The sequence below is a fragment of the Flagellimonas meishanensis genome (assembly GCF_019880545.1).
Classification (GTDB): domain Bacteria; phylum Bacteroidota; class Bacteroidia; order Flavobacteriales; family Flavobacteriaceae; genus Flagellimonas; species Flagellimonas meishanensis.
In genome coordinates, this window is record NZ_JAINVW010000003.1 from 1,092,922 (window position 1) to 1,114,495 (window position 21,574).

21 protein-coding genes are annotated in these 21,574 nt (G+C 44.3%); 10 read left to right on the forward strand and 11 right to left on the reverse strand.

Features of this window, described 5'->3' with window-relative positions; all coding sequences use genetic code 11:
• Nucleotides 1-16: 16 nt before the first annotated feature.
• From K7G75_RS12935 to K7G75_RS12945, 3 genes are read left to right on the forward strand one after another with little or no spacing between them, the layout of a single operon-like run.
• A complete protein-coding gene (locus K7G75_RS12935) occupies nt 17-1,234 on the forward strand; it encodes a sensor histidine kinase (RefSeq protein ID WP_222984656.1) in 1,218 nt (405 codons plus the stop codon).
• A 44-nt stretch (nt 1,235-1,278) separates the two neighbouring features.
• Nucleotides 1,279-3,792 (forward strand): M14 family zinc carboxypeptidase, encoded by a 2,514-nt coding sequence (locus tag K7G75_RS12940; protein WP_222984657.1) that lies wholly within the window; start codon nt 1,279-1,281, stop codon nt 3,790-3,792.
• Nucleotides 3,793-3,800: 8 nt separating this feature from the next.
• Complete coding sequence (locus K7G75_RS12945; protein WP_222984658.1) at nt 3,801-5,378, forward strand: amidohydrolase family protein; 1,578 nt, start codon at nt 3,801-3,803, stop codon at nt 5,376-5,378.
• Between the two features lie 138 nt (nt 5,379-5,516).
• Here K7G75_RS12945 and K7G75_RS12950 read toward each other — a convergent pair whose 3' ends face one another.
• The gene (locus K7G75_RS12950) at nt 5,517-5,753 is read right to left on the reverse strand and encodes a hypothetical protein (protein WP_222984659.1); all 237 of its coding nucleotides are present in this window, start codon (nt 5,751-5,753) and stop codon (nt 5,517-5,519) included.
• 374 nt (nt 5,754-6,127) lie between these two features.
• Here K7G75_RS12950 and msrA point away from each other — a divergent pair, with 374 nt between their 5' ends.
• On the forward strand, nt 6,128-6,823 hold the full coding sequence (gene msrA / locus K7G75_RS12955) for a peptide-methionine (S)-S-oxide reductase MsrA (RefSeq protein ID WP_222984660.1): 696 nt from the start codon (nt 6,128-6,130) through the stop codon (nt 6,821-6,823).
• 114 nt (nt 6,824-6,937) lie between these two features.
• Here the strand turns inward: msrA and K7G75_RS12960 are convergent, their stop codons facing one another.
• The 4 genes from K7G75_RS12960 to K7G75_RS12975 form a co-directional block, all read right to left on the reverse strand.
• On the reverse strand, nt 6,938-8,350 hold the full coding sequence (locus K7G75_RS12960) for a hypothetical protein (protein WP_222984661.1): 1,413 nt from the start codon (nt 8,348-8,350) through the stop codon (nt 6,938-6,940).
• A complete protein-coding gene (locus K7G75_RS12965; RefSeq protein WP_222984662.1) occupies nt 8,322-8,924 on the reverse strand; it encodes a hypothetical protein in 603 nt (200 codons plus the stop codon). Before K7G75_RS12965 ends, K7G75_RS12960 begins: the two co-directional genes overlap by 29 nt.
• Entirely contained in the window at nt 8,914-9,453 is a 540-nt protein-coding gene (locus tag K7G75_RS12970) for an RNA polymerase sigma factor (RefSeq protein WP_222984663.1), read from the reverse strand. The genes K7G75_RS12965 and K7G75_RS12970 overlap by 11 nt, the downstream gene beginning before the upstream one ends.
• A gap of 153 nt (nt 9,454-9,606) precedes the next feature.
• Nucleotides 9,607-10,032 carry an organic hydroperoxide resistance protein gene (locus K7G75_RS12975; protein ID WP_222984664.1) on the reverse strand — a complete coding sequence of 142 codons (426 nt, stop codon included), beginning with the start codon at nt 10,030-10,032 and terminating at the stop codon, nt 9,607-9,609.
• 194 nt (nt 10,033-10,226) lie between these two features.
• Here K7G75_RS12975 and meaB point away from each other — a divergent pair, with 194 nt between their 5' ends.
• The 3 genes from meaB to K7G75_RS12990 are packed head-to-tail and all read left to right on the forward strand — an operon-like array spanning nt 10,227 to nt 13,124.
• Nucleotides 10,227-11,270 (forward strand): methylmalonyl Co-A mutase-associated GTPase MeaB, encoded by a 1,044-nt coding sequence (gene meaB, locus K7G75_RS12980; protein WP_222984665.1) that lies wholly within the window; start codon nt 10,227-10,229, stop codon nt 11,268-11,270.
• Nucleotides 11,271-11,308: 38 nt separating this feature from the next.
• On the forward strand, nt 11,309-12,271 hold the full coding sequence (locus K7G75_RS12985) for a glycosyltransferase family 2 protein (protein ID WP_222984666.1): 963 nt from the start codon (nt 11,309-11,311) through the stop codon (nt 12,269-12,271).
• A complete protein-coding gene (locus tag K7G75_RS12990; protein ID WP_222984667.1) occupies nt 12,252-13,124 on the forward strand; it encodes a lysylphosphatidylglycerol synthase transmembrane domain-containing protein in 873 nt (290 codons plus the stop codon). Before K7G75_RS12985 ends, K7G75_RS12990 begins: the two co-directional genes overlap by 20 nt.
• Here K7G75_RS12990 and K7G75_RS12995 read toward each other — a convergent pair.
• The 5 genes from K7G75_RS12995 to mazG form a co-directional block, all read right to left on the reverse strand.
• Nucleotides 13,121-14,782 (reverse strand): ArnT family glycosyltransferase, encoded by a 1,662-nt coding sequence (locus K7G75_RS12995; RefSeq protein WP_222984668.1) that lies wholly within the window; start codon nt 14,780-14,782, stop codon nt 13,121-13,123. The two genes, K7G75_RS12990 and K7G75_RS12995, sit on opposite strands and share 4 nt — an antisense overlap.
• Nucleotides 14,779-15,348, reverse strand: coding sequence for a phosphatase PAP2 family protein (locus K7G75_RS13000; RefSeq protein WP_222984669.1), 570 nt, complete (start codon nt 15,346-15,348; stop codon nt 14,779-14,781). The genes K7G75_RS12995 and K7G75_RS13000 overlap by 4 nt, the downstream gene beginning before the upstream one ends.
• Nucleotides 15,348-15,575: a hypothetical protein gene (locus tag K7G75_RS13005; RefSeq protein WP_222984670.1), complete on the reverse strand. Its 228-nt coding sequence runs from the start codon at nt 15,573-15,575 to the stop codon at nt 15,348-15,350. The genes K7G75_RS13000 and K7G75_RS13005 overlap by 1 nt, the downstream gene beginning before the upstream one ends.
• Nucleotides 15,576-15,600: 25 nt before the next feature.
• Entirely contained in the window at nt 15,601-16,980 is a 1,380-nt protein-coding gene (locus K7G75_RS13010; RefSeq protein ID WP_222984671.1) for an MATE family efflux transporter, read from the reverse strand.
• 76 nt (nt 16,981-17,056) lie between these two features.
• Nucleotides 17,057-17,830, reverse strand: coding sequence for a nucleoside triphosphate pyrophosphohydrolase (gene mazG, locus K7G75_RS13015; RefSeq protein WP_222984672.1), 774 nt, complete (start codon nt 17,828-17,830; stop codon nt 17,057-17,059).
• A gap of 129 nt (nt 17,831-17,959) precedes the next feature.
• Here mazG and K7G75_RS13020 point away from each other — a divergent pair, with 129 nt between their 5' ends.
• Genes K7G75_RS13020 through K7G75_RS13030 form a run of 3 tightly spaced genes read left to right on the forward strand, consistent with a single transcriptional unit; the run spans nt 17,960 to nt 21,127 of the window.
• Nucleotides 17,960-18,835, forward strand: a complete 876-nt coding sequence (locus tag K7G75_RS13020) for an alpha/beta hydrolase (protein WP_222984673.1) — start codon at nt 17,960-17,962, stop codon at nt 18,833-18,835.
• Between the two features lie 53 nt (nt 18,836-18,888).
• The gene (locus K7G75_RS13025) at nt 18,889-19,542 is read left to right on the forward strand and encodes a GDSL-type esterase/lipase family protein (RefSeq protein ID WP_222984674.1); all 654 of its coding nucleotides are present in this window, start codon (nt 18,889-18,891) and stop codon (nt 19,540-19,542) included.
• A gap of 10 nt (nt 19,543-19,552) precedes the next feature.
• Nucleotides 19,553-21,127 (forward strand): family 20 glycosylhydrolase, encoded by a 1,575-nt coding sequence (locus K7G75_RS13030; RefSeq protein ID WP_222984675.1) that lies wholly within the window; start codon nt 19,553-19,555, stop codon nt 21,125-21,127.
• A 3-nt stretch (nt 21,128-21,130) separates the two neighbouring features.
• Here the strand turns inward: K7G75_RS13030 and K7G75_RS13035 are convergent, their stop codons facing one another.
• A complete protein-coding gene (locus K7G75_RS13035; RefSeq protein ID WP_222984676.1) occupies nt 21,131-21,565 on the reverse strand; it encodes a DUF5606 family protein in 435 nt (144 codons plus the stop codon).
• Between the last annotated feature and the right edge of the window lie 9 nt (nt 21,566-21,574).

Consider the following 21,574-nt stretch of genomic DNA (forward strand, 5'->3'; position numbering starts at 1 on the left):
AATATCAGCGCAGCAAATGAAGATTCCTATCAAGGACAGATATCGTTTACAAGACAAGGTAGATTTGATACTTAAGGTCAATTATAATTCTTCATTTTTTGCGATTCTATTTGGTATCGCATGCTACTCATTTCTCAATATAAAGGAAGTGATACCCTTTGTATTTATTGGGTTTGCCTTGTTGAACCTGCTCAACACCATATTGTATAAGTCTCACAAAAAACTATTGGTCACCTACAATATCACCTCTATTCTGGCCATGACGGGTGCCATTTTGGTGGTCCTGTTCAGCGGAGGAATACAAAGCCCTTTTGTTTTTGTTCTGGCCATAGTGGTTTTTGCAGGCTACGTGACCACCCAGGTGTATGGCCAGTTTTATCTCATCATCAATTTGGCGGTATTGGCCATCTTGTTTTTGTATGAACTGGGAGATTTTAGGATTTCCCAAAACATGGTCCCCGAAGAATCGAAAAACTGGTTTGCCTTTTTGAGTGCCATTTTTGCCATTTACCTCTTGGGCGGTGTTTTTGGAAGAAATCTATTGGCGGCGCACCATAAGCTGTACAAGTCCAGGAATGAGATCCAAGAGCGGATTCAGGAAAAAGAAACCCTGCTGAAAGAAGTACACCACAGGGTAAAGAACAACCTGCAGACCGTATCAAGCTTGCTGAGCATGCAATCGAGGACCATAGATGATGAAAAAATGAGCAGTATCATAAAAAGTAGCCAAAACAGGGTTGTTTCCATGGCCATGGTGCATGAGATGCTCTACAAACGTGATGATTATCTGTCCAAAATAGAGCTCAAACCCTATGTGAAGGAATTGTGCGACTACTTGGTCCGCTCCGTAAAAGGCAATACCCACCAAGTAAAGGTGAAATTGGATATCCCCGATAACAAACTGAGTATCGACACCGTTATCCCCTTGGGTCTAATCATCAATGAAACCATCACAAATGCCCTAAAATATGGCATTAAGGATGACAGTGAGGGTGAAATAGAGATTTCTTTGCGCAAACTTTTGGACAACCGGTACGAAATGTACCTTGGTGATAATGGTGTGGGCTATCCGGAGGATGTAACCTCTGGCAATTCAAAATCCCTGGGACTAAAACTAATCTATAACCTGGCCAGGCAACTTCGGGGTTCCATAACGCGTGACTACAAACGAAAAGGCACCTATTATAGAATGGTGTTCGAGGAAGTAATCGAAGTATTCAATTCGGTTGATTAAATCGTTTTCCTATCTTTAGAGGATTAACGATAATCTTCACCTAAATGTTTAAAAAATTACTGCTCGGAGTGCTTTTTTTGGCCACTTCGCTTTCTGCCCAAGATTACTTCTTTAAAAAATTCCATCCCTTTGAAACCAGCGTCCCATCCCCAGAAGCATTTTTGGGTTATGATATTGGGGAACATCACACGCGGCACGACCTGATCGTGGCCTATCTGACCAAACTTGCCGAGGTTTCGGACAGGGCTACCATCCAAGAATATGGAAAGACCCATGAAGGCCGAAAATTGGTCATGCTTACGGTGACCTCCCCGGAGAACCACGGTAAGCTTGACCAATTGAAACAACAACACCTCCGGTTTGTTGACCCTTCCCAGAATCCTTCCAATTACGATGAGGTTCCCATCTTTATCAATTTGGCATATAATGTTCACGGCAATGAGCCGTCCAGTTCAGAGGCCGCATTGTTGACAGCGTACACTTTTGTGGCATCCAATAACCCAGAAATCCTGAGCTATTTGGACAAGGCCGTCATCTTTGTTGACCCTACCATAAACCCCGACGGACGCGACCGCCATACCCAGTGGGCCAATATGTACCAAGGCAATCCGCTGGTGGCCGACCCGCAAGATGCCGAGCACAACGAATATTGGCCAAGGGGCAGGACCAACCATTATTGGTTCGACCTAAACCGGGACTGGCTCCTGGGCATCAATCCCGAAAGCCGTGGAAAATTGACTTGGTACCATCAATGGTACCCCAACGTGGTCACAGACTTTCACGAAATGGGAAGCCAGAGTTCCTATTTTTTTGAGCCTATGAAGGATAATGGATCTCTGAACCCCATCATGCCCAAGGAAAACTATATTGATTTGAACAACCTTTTCGGTGAATACTATTCAAAAGCCTTGGACAGCATCGGCTCGTTTTACTTCACCAAGGAAGTATTTGACGGCACCTATCCTGGTTATGGTTCCTCCTATCCCGATCTACAGGGTGGTCTTGGATTGCTCTTTGAACAGGCAAGCTCTCGGGGCCATAAGCAGACCACGGCATTTGGAGAGATTACTTTTCCCTTTTCCATAAGAAACCAATATACTTCCAGTATAACGACCGTAAAAGCCGCCGTGGAAAACAAGGCCCAGATGCGGAAATACCAGCAAGATTTCTTCAAAAGTGCCCTTAGCAATGCCTCTAAAAGCAGGATAAGGGGATATTCATTTGGGGATGCGCACGACCCTAATAGGGTAAAGGCGTTTCTGGATAAACTGTTACTTCATAAAATTGATGTTTACAAGTCCGGTGACAAATTCGTGGTTCCGACACAACAACCGCAGTACAGAATGGTGCAAACCATGTTCGAGACCTACGATACGTATCGCGACAGCGTATATTATGATGCTTCGGCTTGGTCAGTGGCAAACTTTTACAACATGAAGTATCAGCCCGTGACTACCTTGAATCTCGGTGAAAAAGTAACATCCCTGGACGATTTGGTAAAACCAAGCCCACTTCAAAAATCAAAGTATGCCTATATCATAGACTATGATGACTACAATGCCATGGCAGTTTTGAACTTTCTCCAGACCAAAAAACTGGTGGTGTCGTCATCTTTTAAACCGTTTACCATCAAGACCGCTTCGGGTGACAAAGAATTCAACTATGGTGCGTTGGTCGTGCCTGTAAGTCTTCAAAAGAAAGATGCGGAAACCGTATTCTCACTGCTAAAAGAGGCCCAAGACCAGTTTCAGATATCCATGTATGCGGTCAATTCGGGATATAGCCAAAAGGGCATCGATTTGGGTAGCCGATATATGGAGCCGTTAACTGCACCTAAGGCCGCTATGCTCATCGGACATGGGGTCCACTCCTACGAGGCCGGTGAAGTATGGCATCTGTTGGACACCCGGGTCCATATGCCTATCACAAAAATCCCTCTGCGAAATTTCGACTGGGCAAACCTGGACAAATACAATACCTTGGTCATGGTTTCAGGCAGTTATGACTTCTCCGAAAAGGAATTTGACAAAATTAAGGACTGGGTAAGCAAGGGCAACACCCTAATCACCATTGGAACCGCCTCTAAATGGGCGGTGGACAAAAAACTGGTCAAGGAAAAGCTTACAAAAAAGGAAAAGGACTCCACAGAACTTGTGGAACGCAAACCTTATGTGGATGCCCCAGAAAACCTGGGAAAGGAGAGCTTGGGAGGAGCTATCTTCAAAGTTGACCTTGACATTACCCATCCCCTGGCTTTTGGGTATCGGGACACTGCAATTCCAGTATACAAAAACAATTCGGTATGGTTGGCCCCAAGTAAAAACGAGTATGCCACCGTGGCCAAATATTCCTCCGACCCCCATATTGACGGTTTTATCACCAAGAAAAACATGGAAGAAAACCTTAAACCTTCGGCATCACTGGTGGTGAGCAAGGTGGGTTCAGGGAGGGTAATACTCTTTGCGGACAATCCCAATTTTAGGGGTTCCTGGTACGGAACCAACCGATTATTTTTGAACGCCCTCTTTTTGGGCAATAAAGTTGAAATTCCAGAATGATGATCACAATGAAAAAAGTATGCTCCGTATTGTTGTTCCTTCTTTTTTTCTTGGCCCAAGGCCAGGAAAAACTAGGCGAGGGACCCTTTCCACAGCTAATAATCCGAGGGGTAACCCTTATTGATGGGAACGGGGCTCCTCCTCGGGGACCCGTCGATATCGTTGTGGAGAACAATAAGATTGTCAACATTCAAGTCGTGGGATATCCCGGTGTGAAGATTGATGAATCCACAAGACCCAAATTAAAGTCCGGTGGCAAAGAACTTGATTGTACCGGTATGTATCTATTGCCGGGATTTGTGGATATGCACACCCACATTGGGGGTGAAGCACAGGGTGCCCCACCTGATTACGTCTTCAAACTATGGATGGGTCATGGCGTCACCACTGTAAGGGAAGTCGGAGGAAGAGGGGTGGATTGGTCTTTGGACCTTAAAAAGAAAAGTCAGAAAAACGAAATTATTGCCCCCCGAATATTTACCCATACCATCTTTGGACAAAAGACCTCGGATTTCAACCCATTGAACGATGCCCCAATTAGCACCCCTGAACAGGCTAGAAAATGGGTGCGAGCCAATGCGGAGCGCGGCGCTGATGGCATCAAGTTTTTTGGAGCATCCCCAGAAATAATGGCGGCTGCCTTGGACGAGAACAAAAAACTGGGGCTTCGCTCAGCCTGTCATCATGCACAACTGGATGTTGCCCGTTGGAATGTTTTGCACTCGGCTAGGGCCGGACTGACCAGTATGGAACATTGGTACGGACTTCCCGAAGCGCTTTTTGAGGACAGGACCGTTCAGGACTATCCGCTGGATTACAACTATCAAAATGAACAGCATCGATTTGAGGAAGCCGGGAAATTGTGGAAACAGGCAGCCAAACCTTATTCCGAACATTGGAACAACGTCATGAATGAACTTATTGGCTTGAATTTCACTTTAGACCCGACATTGAACATTTATGAGGCCAGTCGTGACCTGCACAGGGCCAGAAGAGCGGAATGGCATGAGGACTATACCTTGCCATCCCTTTGGGATTTTTATCAGCCCAGTAAAATATCGCATGGTTCCTATTGGCACGATTGGGGCACGGAACAGGAAGTGGCCTGGAGAGAAAACTACAAACTTTGGATGACGTTTGTGAACGAATACAAAAACCGGGGTGGGCGGGTCACCACAGGGTCCGATTCGGGATTTATTTTTCAACTCTATGGTTTTGCCTACATCCGGGAAATGGAACTGCTTCGCGAAGCGGGCTTCCATCCTTTGGAAGTAATCCGCTCAGCCACCTTGAACGGGGCCGAAGCGTTGGGCATGGCGGATAAAATTGGGACCGTTTCGGTCGGGAAATTGGCCGATTTCGTGATTGTTTCCGAAAATCCCCTGAAAAACTTAAAGGTACTCTATGGAACGGGGGCCATCAAACTGACCGAAAACAATGAGGTGGTGCGTGTGGGCGGTGTCTCCTATACCATCAAAGATGGCATCATTTACGACGCGAAAGCACTTTTAGAGGACGTAAAGAAGACCGTACAACAAGAAAAACTGAAATTGAGCTACAAGATAAAGCAACCAGGGTTAAAATAGTTTCCATAGTATGAGATTGGGGTTAGTAATGGGTTTAGTCCGAATTTCTTCTTTTTCGAAGCGAAAAGGCCAGGGTAGAAATCACAAAGGCCAGGCTAAAAAATAGGGCTAGCGGAATCAATATTCCCAATATCATGATTAAGCCAATTTGGAACTGTTGTTCTTGGTTCTAAAAGTAAGTTCCTTTTTGATTCTGGAATTCTTGAACTTGTACAACCTGGCCACTTCAGCTCCGTTCTTTTCAACGGTCTTGATTTCAATACTCAATTCAACACCAGCGGTTGTGGTGTCCACTTTGATCTCTTTGGTATCATTCTGGGCCATGGCCGCAGTTCCGAAGAAGATGATCGCGATGAAGGTGAATATTGTTTTCATGATTTGGGTTTTAATTACATTGTAAATGTACCCCCGCCCTCTTCCTGCCCTAGATTTATGTCGCCCAATGTCCATTTTTTTTCGGTGTAGAAACTTTTTTAAGGCAAAGTGCACGCTATCGTCGATGAACGTTTTCCGCTGGAAAAACCATAGGCCGATTCGATGTGCATTTCATCGATGCGCCAAGGCCAGCGAACGGTTCAGCAAAGTGGGAATTAATGTAGTTTTGTAAGAATTAGCTCACAGATTTGTTTCGATATTTTCCCTTTTTGATGATATTTATCCACTGGATGGAAGGTGCAACACTTAACACTTTTTAACCTTTGTTGCTGTAATTGTTGCTATCTTATACCTACTTAGTAAAAAAACATCCAATGAAAATTGTTCACACGCTATTCTTAATCACTCTTTTCTTGTCCACCTCCAGCTGTCTTTCAAAAAACAAAGCTGAAAAAACGGTAGCTGTACAATCGGAACAGTCCGACGTTTCCAAAAAACAAACCCTTACCGAAGCTGAACTGCAACAATATGAAACGGCCTATTTTGCCAGTGGCTGTTTTTGGTGTGTGGAGGCCATTTTTGAAAGTGTAAAAGGCGTACAAGAGGTATATTCGGGATATTCCGGAGGATCTGAAAAGAACCCAACCTATAAAAAAGTAGCCTATGGTCTGACCCGCCACGCCGAAGCGGTTGAGGTATACTATGACCCAAAGGCAATTTCGTTCACACAATTGGTACAGGTCTTCTTTGGATCCCATGACCCGACCACCATAAATAGGCAAGGTCCCGACCAGGGTGCCCAATACCGTTCCATTGCTTTCTATAAGAGTGAAGAGGAGAAAAAAATTATTGAAGACTATATTGCCGCCTTAACGGCTGAGGATGTTTACCAGGGGCGTCCCATTGTGACGGAAGTTGAAAAGTTTGATGTTTTTTATAAGGCCGAGGAGTATCACCAGGACTATGAACGAAAAAATCCGAATAATTCCTACATTCAAAATGTGTCCATTCCAAGATTGAATCGGTTCAAGAAGAACTTTGCATCCTTTTTAAAGGAAGAATCACATTAGCATTTTTGTTTTTTAAAAAAAGAATGGAAAATCCTGAAGGGCATCGGACTTAGCAAGAGGTTTTTGTGAAGCATTGGGAGTTATTGGGACAAGGGTATAGAAGCGTTCCGGTGGTTATTCTTTCAGCACCACATCACTATATCGGGAAGTAATACTTATGGATTTCCCATCCGTATTTGCAAGATGGTACCCCTTATGCACCTTATTGTTGTGGTTGTTGGAGGTGTTCAAGGTCAGTTTTTTAGGGTATTCAAACTCGGACAGGGTTTCGTTTATGAAGATTGAGTAGGCCACAGTGGGCAACTTTAGGTCCAATTCCCCATGCTCCACCGAAATATCAATCGATGAAAACCCCTCACCCACCGCATTGATCAGCAAAGATCCCAAGTTATTGGAAACAAGGGCACTGTCCAGAAGTCGGTCAATGGTAACATGGGAGGAAACGGAGTTTAAGTTCAATTCCTTCACTTCCTTTAGGTTTACTTTATCGGAATAATCGGTTCTTAGCTGTCCATAGTTCCATTTTTGGACCACCACAGGGGAATAGGAGGCCCTGATATTGGTCCCCCTCCCCTCTATAGTGGATGCAAGCAAGCTTGCATAGGACAAGCTTGCATTGATATTCCTTGTGTTGTTCGCCAACTTTACCTCGCCGTGCCTTACGTCCATTTTAAGTTTAACGGATTTTGGCATTTTTATCTTGATATGGGTCTTGACCTTATATTTTTTGCTTTCCCCATCAGATGAAAAGTAGAATACGTTAGTATCGCCATCGGAATGGACACTGACACTTCTTTGCATTCGGGCTTGGTGTCTGGCTTCATCCCTGTGCTTGCGAAGCTCGTCCCGTTGCTTTCGTGCCTCGTCCCTGGCCTCTTCCCGAATTTTATCCCTCTCTTCCCGAAGTTCTTTCAACTCCTCGGCCCTCTCCCTGGATCTTTCCTCAACTTCCTTGCTCCATTCCTTTATTCGCTCCTGATATTCGGCATCAAAATTCTTGTCAAAGTCCTTTTTCCATTCCTTCAGGTACTTTTCACCATCCTCCCTGTATGCATCATAGTCAAATTCCAAAAAAGGTATCGGAGGCATAGGTGGCATTTCGGGGATTACCATGATTTCGGGTATATCAATATGCTCCATGATATGGTCCACGGAGGGGACATCGGGAATCACAAAATCAAAATCCTTGATGTCGAAAGCATACGATGACATGCCCATTCCACGGCCTACGGTGCGTACCTCAATTTCCCTGCTATTTCCAAAAATCTTTATGGCATCCTTCTCGAAGAACTCAGTGGCCTCTTCATCCGTGGCATCCTCCAGTTTCACCACAGCAGTAACTTCCACTTGGTCCTCGTCCCACGTTTCGAACTCAATGTCGGCATGGGAAGTGTCAATGTTCAATACGGCATCATTGCCAACGGTGAACGTTTCCTTGTAGGTCTTGCTCCTTTCCTGAGCATGAGCCATCAGGCCCGCCAGCAGAAAAAGCGAAGCATTAAACGATATGAGATGATTTCTGTTCATTTTTTGATGATTTTATTTGGTTCAACTTCGATTTTAATTTTTGTAACAATTGCAGTCGCAACTGCAAGTTTTGGACCAGCGCATTTATCGTCTGGTCATTGGGGCCTACCTGGTTCAACTCTTGGTTAAGTCTCCGATATTCGGCATCCAGTTCTGAGAGTCTTTCCATAAAATTGTCCATGACTTCCTTGTTTTCCGAATCCACTTCCAAATCAGAAAGTTGTAGGTTGATGTTGGACAGATAGTAATTCTCGATTTTCTTTAGGTCTGGGGAAAGGTCTCCCAATGAAATGGAGGTGTTTGTTTTTGGAGGTGAATCCTTATCCACAATTTGGATTCCGTTCTCGGTTCCAGGTTTTGTTTCCCCATTGAAAAAATAGATGCCAAGACCCATGACCAAGACCACGGAGGCCGCTACCTGTATCCAAAAACCGATACTTCTTTTCCTTTTTGATGGGTCGATGGGCATTTCCTTTTCCAATTTGGACAAAAAGCGTTCCTCATGTCCTTTTTTCAGAACTGGATTTTCCCCTTCCCTTTCTTTGGCAAACATTTCCCTAAGATCAAGTGCCATATGCCATATTTTTTAAAGTTTCTTTCAATTGGGTCTTCCCTCTCAACAATCTGGTTCTGGAAGCCGTCTCCGAAATGTCCAGTATTTCGGAGATTTCGCCGTGGTCGTATCCTTCAACCAGAAACAATTGCACCACATATCTGTATTTTTCGGGCAGTTCCTCAATGGCCAACTTCACCTGTTCCACGGATGGCCCTTCTTCTATGGTCCAATCGTTCTCCTCTTCAGCCACATGTAGCATCTGTTCATCAAGATCAGCCCTTTGACGGTGCTTGGATTTCAAAAAATCAATACTTCGGTTAACCACTATCCTTTTCAACCAAGCTCCAAAAGTAACCTCTCCCTTAAACTGTTCTATGCGCTGGAACGCCTTTATGAAAGATTCCTGCACTACGTCCTCGGCATCATCCGGGTTTCCCAAAAAGCGCATGGCCACCCCGTACATTCCTTTACAGTATTGTTTGTACAGTTTCAGTTGGGCCTTTCTGTCGTTGGCCTTGCATTGCTCTACCAATTCTATTTGAAACACCTTCAGTTTTGTGGTTTGGTAACTTAGTTGTTCGCCTTAAGGACGCAGAAAAAAATGCGCCGTTGCAAAATACCATCGTTTTCCGTTTTATTTAACAAAAAATCCCGTTGAACTAACAACGGGATTCTTCGGGGTGGACCAAAAATTTATAAATCATTCATCCAACAGTAAATTCAAATGGACCGTTATATTATCCCTGGTAGCTTTGCTATACGGACATATTTCGTGGGCTGCGTTGATCAAACGTTCACCGGTGTCCTTATCCACAGTGGGTAAATACGCATCAAGGGTGGCTTCCAAAAAAGCGCCTTCCTCCTCTGTATTGAAAGCTATGGTGGCCGTTACGCTGAAGTCCCCCAGATCCTTCACGTCATGATTTTTGGCAACGACCTGCAGCGCGCCCGCAAAACAGGTGGAATATGCCGCTGCAAAGAGTTCTTCCGGATTCGTTGTCTTTGGGTTTGTTTTTCCTTTGGAATTGGGCATGCTAATGTCAAAATCCAAAAACCCGTCCTCACTTTTCACATGCCCAGACCTGCCCCCGGTGTTTGTGGCCGTACTCTCAAAAATAGTTTTCATAGATCAGTATTTTGTATTTGTATCGAGAAGTTACTATTTGTGGGGCTACGCCCCTAATAAATGCCATTAAAATTTTGTGAAATACCACAAATGCGGCATTCTTTTTTCTTGGATATGAATCGTTCACCAAAAATTGAATGTACCGTAACCCATGAAAACTTTTTACTTTAGTGGAGAATTAGATCTTACATTACTTGAAAAACAGCAAAGACCAGAAATCCAACACCGTTTCCCGAATCAAACAGCTTCGCAAGCGGGAAATTGCTGTTGAAACCCTGGTAGATGGCATTTTGAAGGGAAACCAGGCCCTTTTGGCCCAAGCGATAACCCTGCTGGAAAGCACCAATCCCAAGCATTACGAAAAGGCAAATACCGTTATAGAGCAATGCCTTTCCCAACCCAATAACAGCATTCGAATAGGCATCACTGGTGTTCCCGGGGTAGGAAAAAGCTCTTTTATTGAGGTATTTGGAAAAATGCTGACCTCCTTGGGGAAAAAGGTGGCCGTTTTGGCCGTGGATCCCACCAGTTCGCTGAGCAAGGGCAGCATTCTTGGCGATAAAACACGGATGGAAACCCTTTCCAAAGATCCAAAAGCCTTTATTCGTCCCTCTCCCTCCGGTTCATCATTAGGAGGGGTGGCACAAAAAACAAGGGAGAGCATCATAATCTGTGAAGCCGCCGGGTACGATGTGATATTGGTGGAAACCGTGGGCGTGGGTCAAAGCGAGATTGCCGTGCACAGTATGGTGGATTTTTTCTTGTTGCTAAAACTTTCAGGTGCCGGGGATGAGCTGCAGGGGATTAAAAGGGGAATTATGGAAATGGCCGATATTATTGCCATAAATAAAGCGGATGGAGGGAATATTGAACAGGCCAAATTGGCCGTGTCCGAATTTTCAAGGGCCCTGCAACTCTATCCTCCCAAGGAAAATGGGTGGGTTCCCAAAGTAGTGGCCTGTTCGGCAGCCGAAAATACCGGAATTGGTGAGTTGTGGGAAATTATTGAGGATTTCATTAAAAAGAACAGGGCCAATGGCCATTTCTTTGAAAACAGGAAAAAACAGAACAGGAATTGGTTCCTTCAGACCGTAGACGAAAGCATAAAGCACTTTTTTCATCAGAAGCCTGCTTTTAAAAAGGCACAGGAGAAAATGCTGAAAGAAGTGGAAGCGAACAAAATTTCTCCCTTTTATGCCGCAAAGGTTTTGTTGGATGGGATTACCAAGGAACTTTAAATAAAAGCAATAACTTTGCACGCACCATATATCAATACATGAGCGCCATAACCGATTCTCTTCTATCCATAGTGGTCCCACTTTATAATGAGGAGGACAATGTGGTTCTGTTGACCACCAAAATCCATGAAAGTCTAAAGGGTTATCAGTACCAGATCGTGTATGTGGATGATTTTTCCAAAGATGGTACACGAAGGGTGGTCAAAGAGATGGATGACAACAAGGTGCATCTTATAGAGCTCAAAAAAAACTATGGCCAGAGCTTGGCCCTGGCAGCAGGAATTGACTATGCGCAGGGCGAATACATCATTACCATGGACGGAGATCTCCAAAACGATCCTTCTGACATTCCCATCATGTTGGAGCATGCCCTTAGCGGGGAATACGACGTGGTCACGGGCATCCGCCAGAAAAGAAAGGACTCCCTAGTTAAGAAAATACCATCCAAAATTGCCAATTTTCTGGTGCGGAGGGTAACCAAGCTCGACATCAAGGACAATGGCTGTGCTCTAAAGGTTTTTACCAAGGATATTGCCAAGGGCCTGAACCTGTATGGTGAAATGCACCGGTTCATAACTCTTTTGGCCCATTTGGAAGGTGCACAGATAAAGCAAGTGCCGGTCAAGCACCATGCGCGCCATGCGGGCGAGTCCAAATACGGCTTGGAGCGTGTCTTCAAGGTGGTGGCGGACATGATGCTCCTGCTCTTTATCAGAAAATATTTTCAACGACCCATACATCTCTTCGGAATTTTTGGGGTGCTATTGATCATTCTGGGGGTGTTCATCAATATCTATTTGTTGATCGTGAAATTGGGTTTTGGCGAGGATATTGGGAGCAGGCCGTTGCTGATTTTTGGAATGATGTTCATTCTTGGGGGAATTCAATTGTTCACTATTGGCATTGTAATGGAACTGCTGATAAGAACGTATTACGAGTCCCAGCAGAAAAGGCCTTACCGCATCAAAAATATTTCGATAGGTGACGGAAAAGCTGCGTAAAAAGTTACTAACAGCGCTGAAATTGGTCGTCAGTGCCGCTTTGATCTATTTCATTTTTACCAAGATAGATTTTGATGAGGTACTCCAAGCCTTGAAAAAGAGCCAGCCTCTCTATCTGATGGCCTCGATATTGCTCTTTGTTTTATCAAAGATTCTTTCCGCTTTCCGGCTCAATCTATATTTTCATCAGATAGGGGCCAAACTGTCCCAAAAGAGCAATTTGGTCCTATACCTTCTGGGTATGTTTTACAACCTTTTTTTGCCCGGGGGCATTGGTGGTGATGCTTACAAAGGATACCTCATCCAAAAAAAATACAATACAGGCACTAAAAAGGTGGTTGCCGTTCTGCTTTTGGATCGTTTGAGCGGTATGCTCCTGATTTTTGTGTATGCCTGCGTTTTGGCACTTTTGTCCGAACAATCCATTTTTCAAAACTTACAATGGCCCTTGGCCTTGGCGATTCCGTTGAGCATATTCGCTTTTTGGTTCGCCAAAAAACGATTTTTTTCCTACACACTGCCCATTTTTTGGAAGTCATTGGGATATTCCGCCTTGGTGCAACTTGCACAGCTGGTTTGCGTTTGGTTCATCCTAAAATCACTCGCCATACATTGGAATCTTGTGGAATATCTTTTTGTTTTCTTGGTTTCGTCCATAGTATCAGTGATTCCGCTCACCATTGGGGGCATCGGAAGTCGTGAAGTGACCTTTTTGTACGGGGCAAAATGGCTTGGATTAAATGCGGGTACTTCGGTTGGTATAAGTTTTACCTTCTTTTTGATTACCGCTTTGGTATCGCTTTCAGGTATCATGTACCATTTCAAGAAGCCAAAATTAGAGGAGGTGCCCTAGTCCTTTATGTGTACCAAATGCATCCGTTCCAATTTCTTCTGTCTGGTATGCGGGTTCAAAAACTTAAGCTGAAGTCGGGTAATCCGGAACTGGTCCACGGTGATTTGTTCATGCCAATGAAATCCCTCATCACTCAATATATCCAGTTCTTGGTCGGTGGCATAGATCCAAATGTCCTGTTTGTCCAACAGCTCGGATGTGGATGCAAGGTTGACAGGATTTTGATTATAGAAATCCAAGGCCCAGGTATGACGCTCAGAAATCTTGAAGATCTTGTCCACAGGTATTTCGTGCTCTGCCACTTTTGCAGCCATGGTAGATCCTGCTTGGTAGCTTAATAGACGGGGGTAAAAATGGGTGTTCAAAATCCCATTCAACAATAGTGAACTACAGACAGAGAGCGTTATGATTCGCATGTACTGTGCTTCCCTTTTCAGGCAGAAATAGGTAATCACCGCCAGTACGGATACCAAAATGGCGTAACCGTGCCAATGTTCAAACTTGAAGACATAGAAACATATCAGAAGGGAAAAAATGAACACTATTCCCAATATAAAATATTGGATTCCCAAAACTACATTGGCCACCCGATGCTTTTCATATCGGTACAAACTATACAGATAGGATGCTGCAAGAATTGCATATAGTGGAACAAGAATGTTCATATAGTGTGGCAGTTTGAACTGGGCGAAACTAATGATGAAGAATAAGATGGTGATTCCGCCCAAAGTCAGAAATTCGTACTGGGGAAGATAGGCAAAACGCATTTTCAAGAATGTTTTTACCCGACACCAATAGGCAATCAGGGCCAATACGGTCCACGGCAGAAAAATCCAAAGAAACGTATGAAAGAAGAAGAAGAAATCACTACTGTTTTTTCCAACCCCCTCGCCACTCAATCGTTCAAAACTCTGTTCCCAAAAAATAAAAAAGATTCCGCTTCTATTGTCCCTGCCGCGGATCACTTTTTCCGGATGCAGATCAAATTGATGGTAATAGGCGTAGAGCATAGGTGTAATGGCCATTGCAAATACCAACAAGGCCACCAAGACCTTCCAGTTCAACAATTGCGCCCATTTTCGGGTATAGGTCAAATGACAAAGCAATGATATGCCTATGACCACCAAGGCAATTTGGCCCTTGGTGGAAAAGGCCAATCCTGCCCCCAAAGCACCCAAGGCTATATTTTTCAGCGTGTTTTTTTCAACATAGGCCACGAGCTGCCAAATGGCAAAAATGGTAAAGCCAGTCAGGACTGCATCTGTGCGGACATCAATAACTGATAAAACTATGGTCTGTGCCGTCATAAAAATCAATGCAGAAAATCGACCAATATCCCTGTTGTACAGTAGGTTCCCCAAACCAAAACAACTATAGGCTCCCAGCAGGGTAATCAAAATGGCCGGTATACGATAGGCCCAGGCACTTATCCCAAATAGTTTGAATGAAAGGGACGCCAACCAGTAATGCATGTGGGGTTTGTCCAAATACTCCTCCGTGCCTTTTATCAGATTGATAAAATCATTTTCTTGAACCATACGCATGGCCATGACCGCAAATTGTGCAGAATCATTTTCAAAAAGAGTCACGAACATTCCGGCGATATATACCAGAACAACAAGGGCAAGTAAAAACCAGTACCTGGTAGAAGAAATCATTTCCTCATTTTTTGGAATGCAAATATAGCCAACTTGGCAAACAACCATCCAAAGAGTATTCCAACACATGTTCCAGTGAGCACATCCAGTGGATAATGCACTCCAATATAAATACGGCTGTAGGCGACCAAGCAGGCCCAAATGACCAAAATTGCACCCAAGTATTTTACCTTACCTCGAAATAAAACCAGAAAAAAAGTGGCAGGGCCGAAGGAATTGGCCGCATGTGCGGAAAAATACCCAAACTTACCTCCACAATAGCTTTTTACCAGGCGCATTGTCTCGCTAATCTCTGGATCATAGCAGGGCCTTAGCCTACCAATTCCATATTTAAAAAAATTGGAAAGTTGATCCGTGCACGTGATAAGCAGGGCCACGGTGACAAGAACAACGCTTGTCTTTTTCCATCCAAAGTTCTTAAAGCACAGATATAGTAATAGGAGATAAAGTGGGAAAGAATTTCTGGTCTTCGTCATGAACATCCAAAAACCATCCCAAGTGTCGGTCCCCAAGCCGTTCAGATATAGGAACAGCTGCTTGTCCAATTGCAGGATCTCCTCAAGCATCAGCCATCGTATCTTGATACCTCCCTATCGTAAAAAGCGTTGGCCGCTTCAATCAAAATTTCTGCCTCTGAGGCCAATTCCTGTTCATCTTCCTTGGAAAACTCCTCCATCCACTCCACTTCATCATTCTCCAGATTGATAATGAACCGTGGATACTCCGTATGGACGATAAAAATGGCGTCGGGATAATCGGTGTTATCAGCCAAAAGAAATTTCGGTAGTTCCATGTGCTAAGAATTTGATGTGCAGGTTTTAGGGTCCAGTTTGGTTCCTGATCAATTTTTTGGTCAAATAGTTAAATCGAATATACAACATTACTGCGGATGCGGTAAGCCCCAATAAAAGCCCCAACCAAATGCCCGTGCTCTTGAGCTCCGTGAACAAACCGAAATAATAACATACGGGAAAACCTATCAACCAATAGGCCGCAAAAGTGATGAAAGTGGGTATTTTGACATCCTGAAGTCCGCGTAATGCGCCAAGCACCACCACCTGAAGCCCATCTGAAATTTGGAAGAATGCCGCCACCAACAACAATTTGGCCGCTATAACGATCACTTCGGTGTTGTCCACTTGGTTGGCAAGATCGTCCACATCCAAATAAATGGTGGGAAACCAATGCCTTCCCAACAGGAAAAGTGTGGCAAAGACGACCTCCAACAGAAAAGTGAGGAAAAATATGGATTCCGCGATTCTTCTAAGTTCCCGAAAGTTCTGCAATCCTTTTTGATTGCCCACACGTATCATGGCCGCTACGCTGAGCCCCATCCCGACCATAAAGGTCATACTGCTAAGGTTCAAGGCTATCTGATTTGCAGCCTGGGCATTCTTGCCAAGAACCCCGCTCAACCATATGGCAGCGGTAAAAATGGCCACTTCAAAAAACATTTGCATGGCCGAAGGGAATCCCAGGCTGATTATTTTTCGCATCACTTTGTTTTCAATGTTCCTGAAATTGAAATGTGATACATAGGGCCTAAATTTTTCTTTCCGCTTCAATAAATACCAGATATAGCCCACCATAATGAGTCTAGATACCAGTGTGCCGATGGCAGCCCCCACAATTCCCAATTTTGGAAAACCAAACGACCCAAAAATGAGCAAATAGTTGATGACAATGTTAATCACATTGGCCAAAATGGTGGCATACATGGGGTATTTGGTCTGCGAAAGTCCTTCAGAAAATTGCTTCAACGCCTGAAAAATAATCAGGGGAACTAGCGAAAAGGCAACCAGGTCCAGATAGGGAATTGCCAATTCAACCACTTCCGGTGGTTGGTCCATGGAATGCAGCAGTGGTTTGCAGACCAATATCACCCCAAAGAGGGAAAATCCCAATAAGGTACAGAGCACCAAACCATGTTTTAGTGCACTCTTGCCATCGGCTTGGTTACCCGCGCCGTCCGCTTCGGCCACCAGCGGCGTGATTGCCGTTGAAAAACCGATGCCCAAAGACATGGCGATGAACACAAAACTATTGCCAAGGGAGACAGCGGCCAACTCTGCCGTACCCAATTGGCCTACCATGATGTTATCGGCAAAGGCTACGAAGGTATGGCCCAACATCCCCAAGATCACGGGATAGGCCAATCTTAGGTTAAATGCAAACTCTCTGGTATATCGTTGTAGCAAAATGGATTCTTAAAGCGGACAAATGTAGTCCAATCAACATAATCTGAATCGTTTATAAGGGAACTATTCGGAAAACCTAAACTTTTTTGGCCTCTTCCCAGAATACGTCCATTTCGGCCAAGGTCATTTCCTTAAGGCTTTTTCCCTTTTCCTTGGCTTTTCTTTCCAGATATTTGAAGCGTTCGATAAACTTCTTGTTGGTCCGTTCCAACGCATTTTCAGGATTTATCTCCAAAAAGCGGGCATAATTGACCATCGAAAAAAGAACATCCCCAAACTCGGACTCAATTCTATCTCTATGGTTCGATTCCACCTCAACCTGCAATTCGCCGAGTTCTTCCTTTAATTTTTCAAAGACCTGTTCCGGCCGTTCCCAATCGAATCCCACACCGGCCACTTTTTCCTGGATTCTATTGGCCTTGACCAAGGCAGGTAGGCTACTGGGCACTCCCTCGAGAACACTTTTCTTGCCTTCTTTCAGTTTGATGTTTTCCCAATTCTGCTTCACCTCTTCCTCATTTTCTACCTTTACATCGCCATAGATATGCGGATGACGGTTTATCAATTTTTCGCAGATGTCATTGGCTACGTCCGCCATATCAAAATCCCCGGTCTCCGAGCCTATTTTGGCATAAAAAACAATATGCAATAACAGGTCGCCGAGCTCCTTCTTCACTTCTTCCAGGTCATCATCCAAAATGGCGTCCCCCAACTCGTAGGTTTCCTCAATGGTCAGATGGCGCAGCGACTGCATGGTTTGTTTCTTGTCCCACGGACATTGTTCACGCAGTTCGTCCATGATGTCCAACAATCTTGAAAAAGCCTTCAATTGCCTCGCTCTATTGTTCATCCAAAAAGTTTTGCCAAAAATACGAAGACCCTTTTAAGTAAAATCCATCCTTGCCTAACAAAGCGTTCTTATTTTTCAACAGGTGGGGCGTATCAAAAACAGTTGTATTTTTGAAGAAAAGCCGATACTATGAAATCCATAACGCTTCTTGTCATTTTGTTCGGATGCCTTTGGCTACCGGCCCAAGAAATCGTGAAATTGCCTGTTGATGAAAACCCTCCAGTGGTATGGACAACCGCTCTGGGGCAATATTATTCTCCCATTTGGAAGACTGAAGTGGTCACCAATGTCTCGGAGCCCACCATACAGGTTTTCCGTCCCGAAGAAGCCCTCAATAATGGCACATCAGTCATTGTCGCGCCCGGGGGCGGATTATACGCTCTCAGTATAAAAAAAGAGGGTACGGAAGTTGCTAAGTGGCTTAATGAAAAAGGGATTACCGCATTTGTACTCCAATACAGGTTAGTGCCCACCGAAAAGGACGGGGTTGCGGAGATTTCGGATTTGTCCGTGAACAACCCGGACAAGATTGGTGAGGAAGTGGCCAAAGTGCTCCCCTACTCCATTAAAGATGGCCTAAATGCGATAAAACATGTTAGGGAAAATGCCACCTCATACGGTGTGGATCCAAACAAAATCGGGTTTATGGGATTCTCGGCAGGTGGTGCGGTAACCGTGGGGGTAGGCTACAATTACTCCCAAGACAACAAGCCCAATTTTTTAGTGCCAGTATATTACTGGTCGGATGTGCTACCAATCCAAGAACCGAAACCCGATGCACCTCCCATGTTTATTATTTGTGCCACCGATGATCCCTTGGGATTGGCAAAAGGCAGCATCGATCTCTATTCCTCATGGTTGCAGGCAGGAAAACCTGTGGCCCTGCACATGTACAGTAAGGGCGGACATGGTTTTGGAATGGAAAAACAGGGACTGCCCTCAGATTCTTGGATTGAACGGTTTTATGAATGGAGCCAAGCCCAAAATCTGGTAAGCAATTATTGATGTTTTTTAGTCGGTTACCAAAAAAATATCTCTCAAAACAATACGCTGATGCTATGAGGCGATTTTTGTTTCTGATGATGCTATTCCCCGTGCTGGGCAATACACAGGATCCAAACCGATTCAAGAAGGAGGTAATGCATATAGAACAAAGAATGGATTCTCTATGGGATTCATCAAAACCGGTCATAGTATTTACAGGGAGTTCCAGCGTACGACTTTGGAAAGATCTGGAAGAGCGATTCCCGGAACATCAGATATTGAACACAGGATTCGGAGGTTCCCAATCGTCCGATCTGGAACATTATTTGAACCCTTTGGTCATAAAATATGCTCCAGTACGTGTCTTCATTTATGAAGGCGACAATGATATAAGTGATAAAAAAAGACCTGGGCTCGTCTTCAAAACCATGGAGCGGATAGTGCATGTACTCCGGGGCCAAGCATCAAACCCTGAAGTTGTCCTCATTTCATCCAAACCCAGCATTGCCCGATGGCGTTTAAGGGGAAAATATCGTCGACTTAACCGCAAATTGGCTCGATTTGCCACCGAAACCCAAGGGGTTTATTTTGCTGATGTTTGGCATCCTATGCTGGATAACAGAACGCTCAAAAGAGATCTCTTTATTGATGATGGCCTTCACATGAACAGCGAAGGTTACGATATATGGTATGGCGTTTTGAAGGATTTTGTCGATTTTGTTAAATAAAACCCAATGTATGTTTAAAAAAGTTTTTGCGGTATCCCTTTTGTTGATAGTTGCCGCAGCCTGCCAGCCCAAGAAAAAGGAAATTTTGTATCCCAAAACAGATCTTTCCCAAGCTCCCCTTATCCCAAAACCCATTAACACTGTGGCCACCCACAGTGCTTTTGGATTGGATCAAAATACCGTTATCCTTACTTCTGAAAGTGACCCTGGTTTTGAGCAGGTGGGACGATTTTTGTCGGATAAGATAAAATGGCAAACTGGATTGGAAGTACCTGTAAACCAGACTGCTGAGGAAAATTCCATTCATCGCTTCATTTATATAAATAAGGCAAATTCCCAAGACCTTAAAACCCCAGAGTCTTATCAGCTTTACATTAAAAATGATTCCATATTCGTCAATTCCGAATCGGTGGAAGGTGCTTTTAGGGGAATACAGACCCTGCGCCAACTCATTCCAGAAAAAAGCAACGACACGCTCACGGACCATCCATTATGGGTTATTCCATCCGGTAAGATCGTGGATGCTCCAAAATTTGCGTTCCGTGGGGCCATGTTGGATGTGGCCCGCCACTTTTTTACCGTGGAGGAAGTAAAGAAATATATAGATATTTTGGCCTATTATAAATATAATAAGTTTCACCTTCACCTTTCCGATGACCAAGGTTGGCGGATTGAGATCAAATCTTGGCCCAAACTTACAACCGTTGGAGGAGCCACCGAAGTTGGCGGTGGCAAGGGAGGGTTTTATACCCAAGAGGAATATAAGGAGTTGGTCAATTATGCTGCTGAGCGACATATCACCATAATCCCAGAAATAGATATGCCAGGGCACACCAACGCCGCATCGGTGAGCTATCCTTTTTTGAACGGCAATGGAAAAACTTTAAAGCCTTACACAGGCACACGGGTCGGTTTCAGCACCTTTGATGCGAACAAGGACAGTGTTTACATTTTCCTGGACGATGTTATTCGTGAAATTGCCTCCATTTCACCGGGACCTTATTTTCATATTGGAGGCGATGAGAGCCACGTTACCCCAAAAAAAGACTATATACATTTTGTGGAACGGGTTGAAAAAATAGTGCAAAAACACGGAAAATCCATGATTGGATGGAATGAGATAGCCCAAGCGGATATAAGCCCTTCAAGTGTTGTCCAGCTTTGGAATGAAAAGAAACATGCCCAAATAGCCGCGCAAAATGGTTCAAAAATCATTCTGTCCCCAGCGGAGAAAATTTATCTGGACATGAAGTACGATTCACTTTCGACCTATGGACTTAACTGGGCTGGCCTCATTCCGGTGGACACAGCTTATAACTGGGATCCGGAAACCTATGTGGAAGACCTTCCGATAGAAAGCATTTTGGGCATTGAAGCGCCGTTGTGGTCCGAAACCATTTCCAACAGTGCCGAGCTTGAATATTTGGCGTTTCCCCGTGCCATAGGATATGGCGAGTTGGGATGGTCGCTTCGGGAGCATTGCGATTGGGAGGATTATAGGACCAGACTGAGACAACATGTGCCCTACCTAGAACGGATGCAGGTAAATTATTATCCAACAACGTTGGTGGATTGGGATAAATAGTCCCTATTCCTCCTCGGTGGCAGGGATAGCGGTCTCTTCAGTGTCTGTTTCAGAGAAATCGGTGATCTTGTTGTCGACAAGGATATTGTACCACTGTATTATTTTTTTGATATCACTGGCATAAACCCTGTCTTCATCATAGTTGGGCAAAATTTCGAAGAAATATTCCTCCAAGTCCATTTTTTCGGCTTTGTGGCTGATTTTGGTCTTTTCCCCGCCTTCCTTTTCCTTTATTTTTTGGAAGATTTCTCTAAGGGGAACCTCTTCTTCCAGCGTATAGATGGCAATTTCGGACAGAACGCTGACATTGTTCCGCATGCTCACGGTCACCCTTTTTCCATCCAAAAGCGATTCGCCCACGAAACCGCTCCTGGTTTGGGTCAGCAACTTGTAAAGTCCAGGTTTTCCACCTATCGACAAAATTTTATCCAGTGTCATTGCTTATAT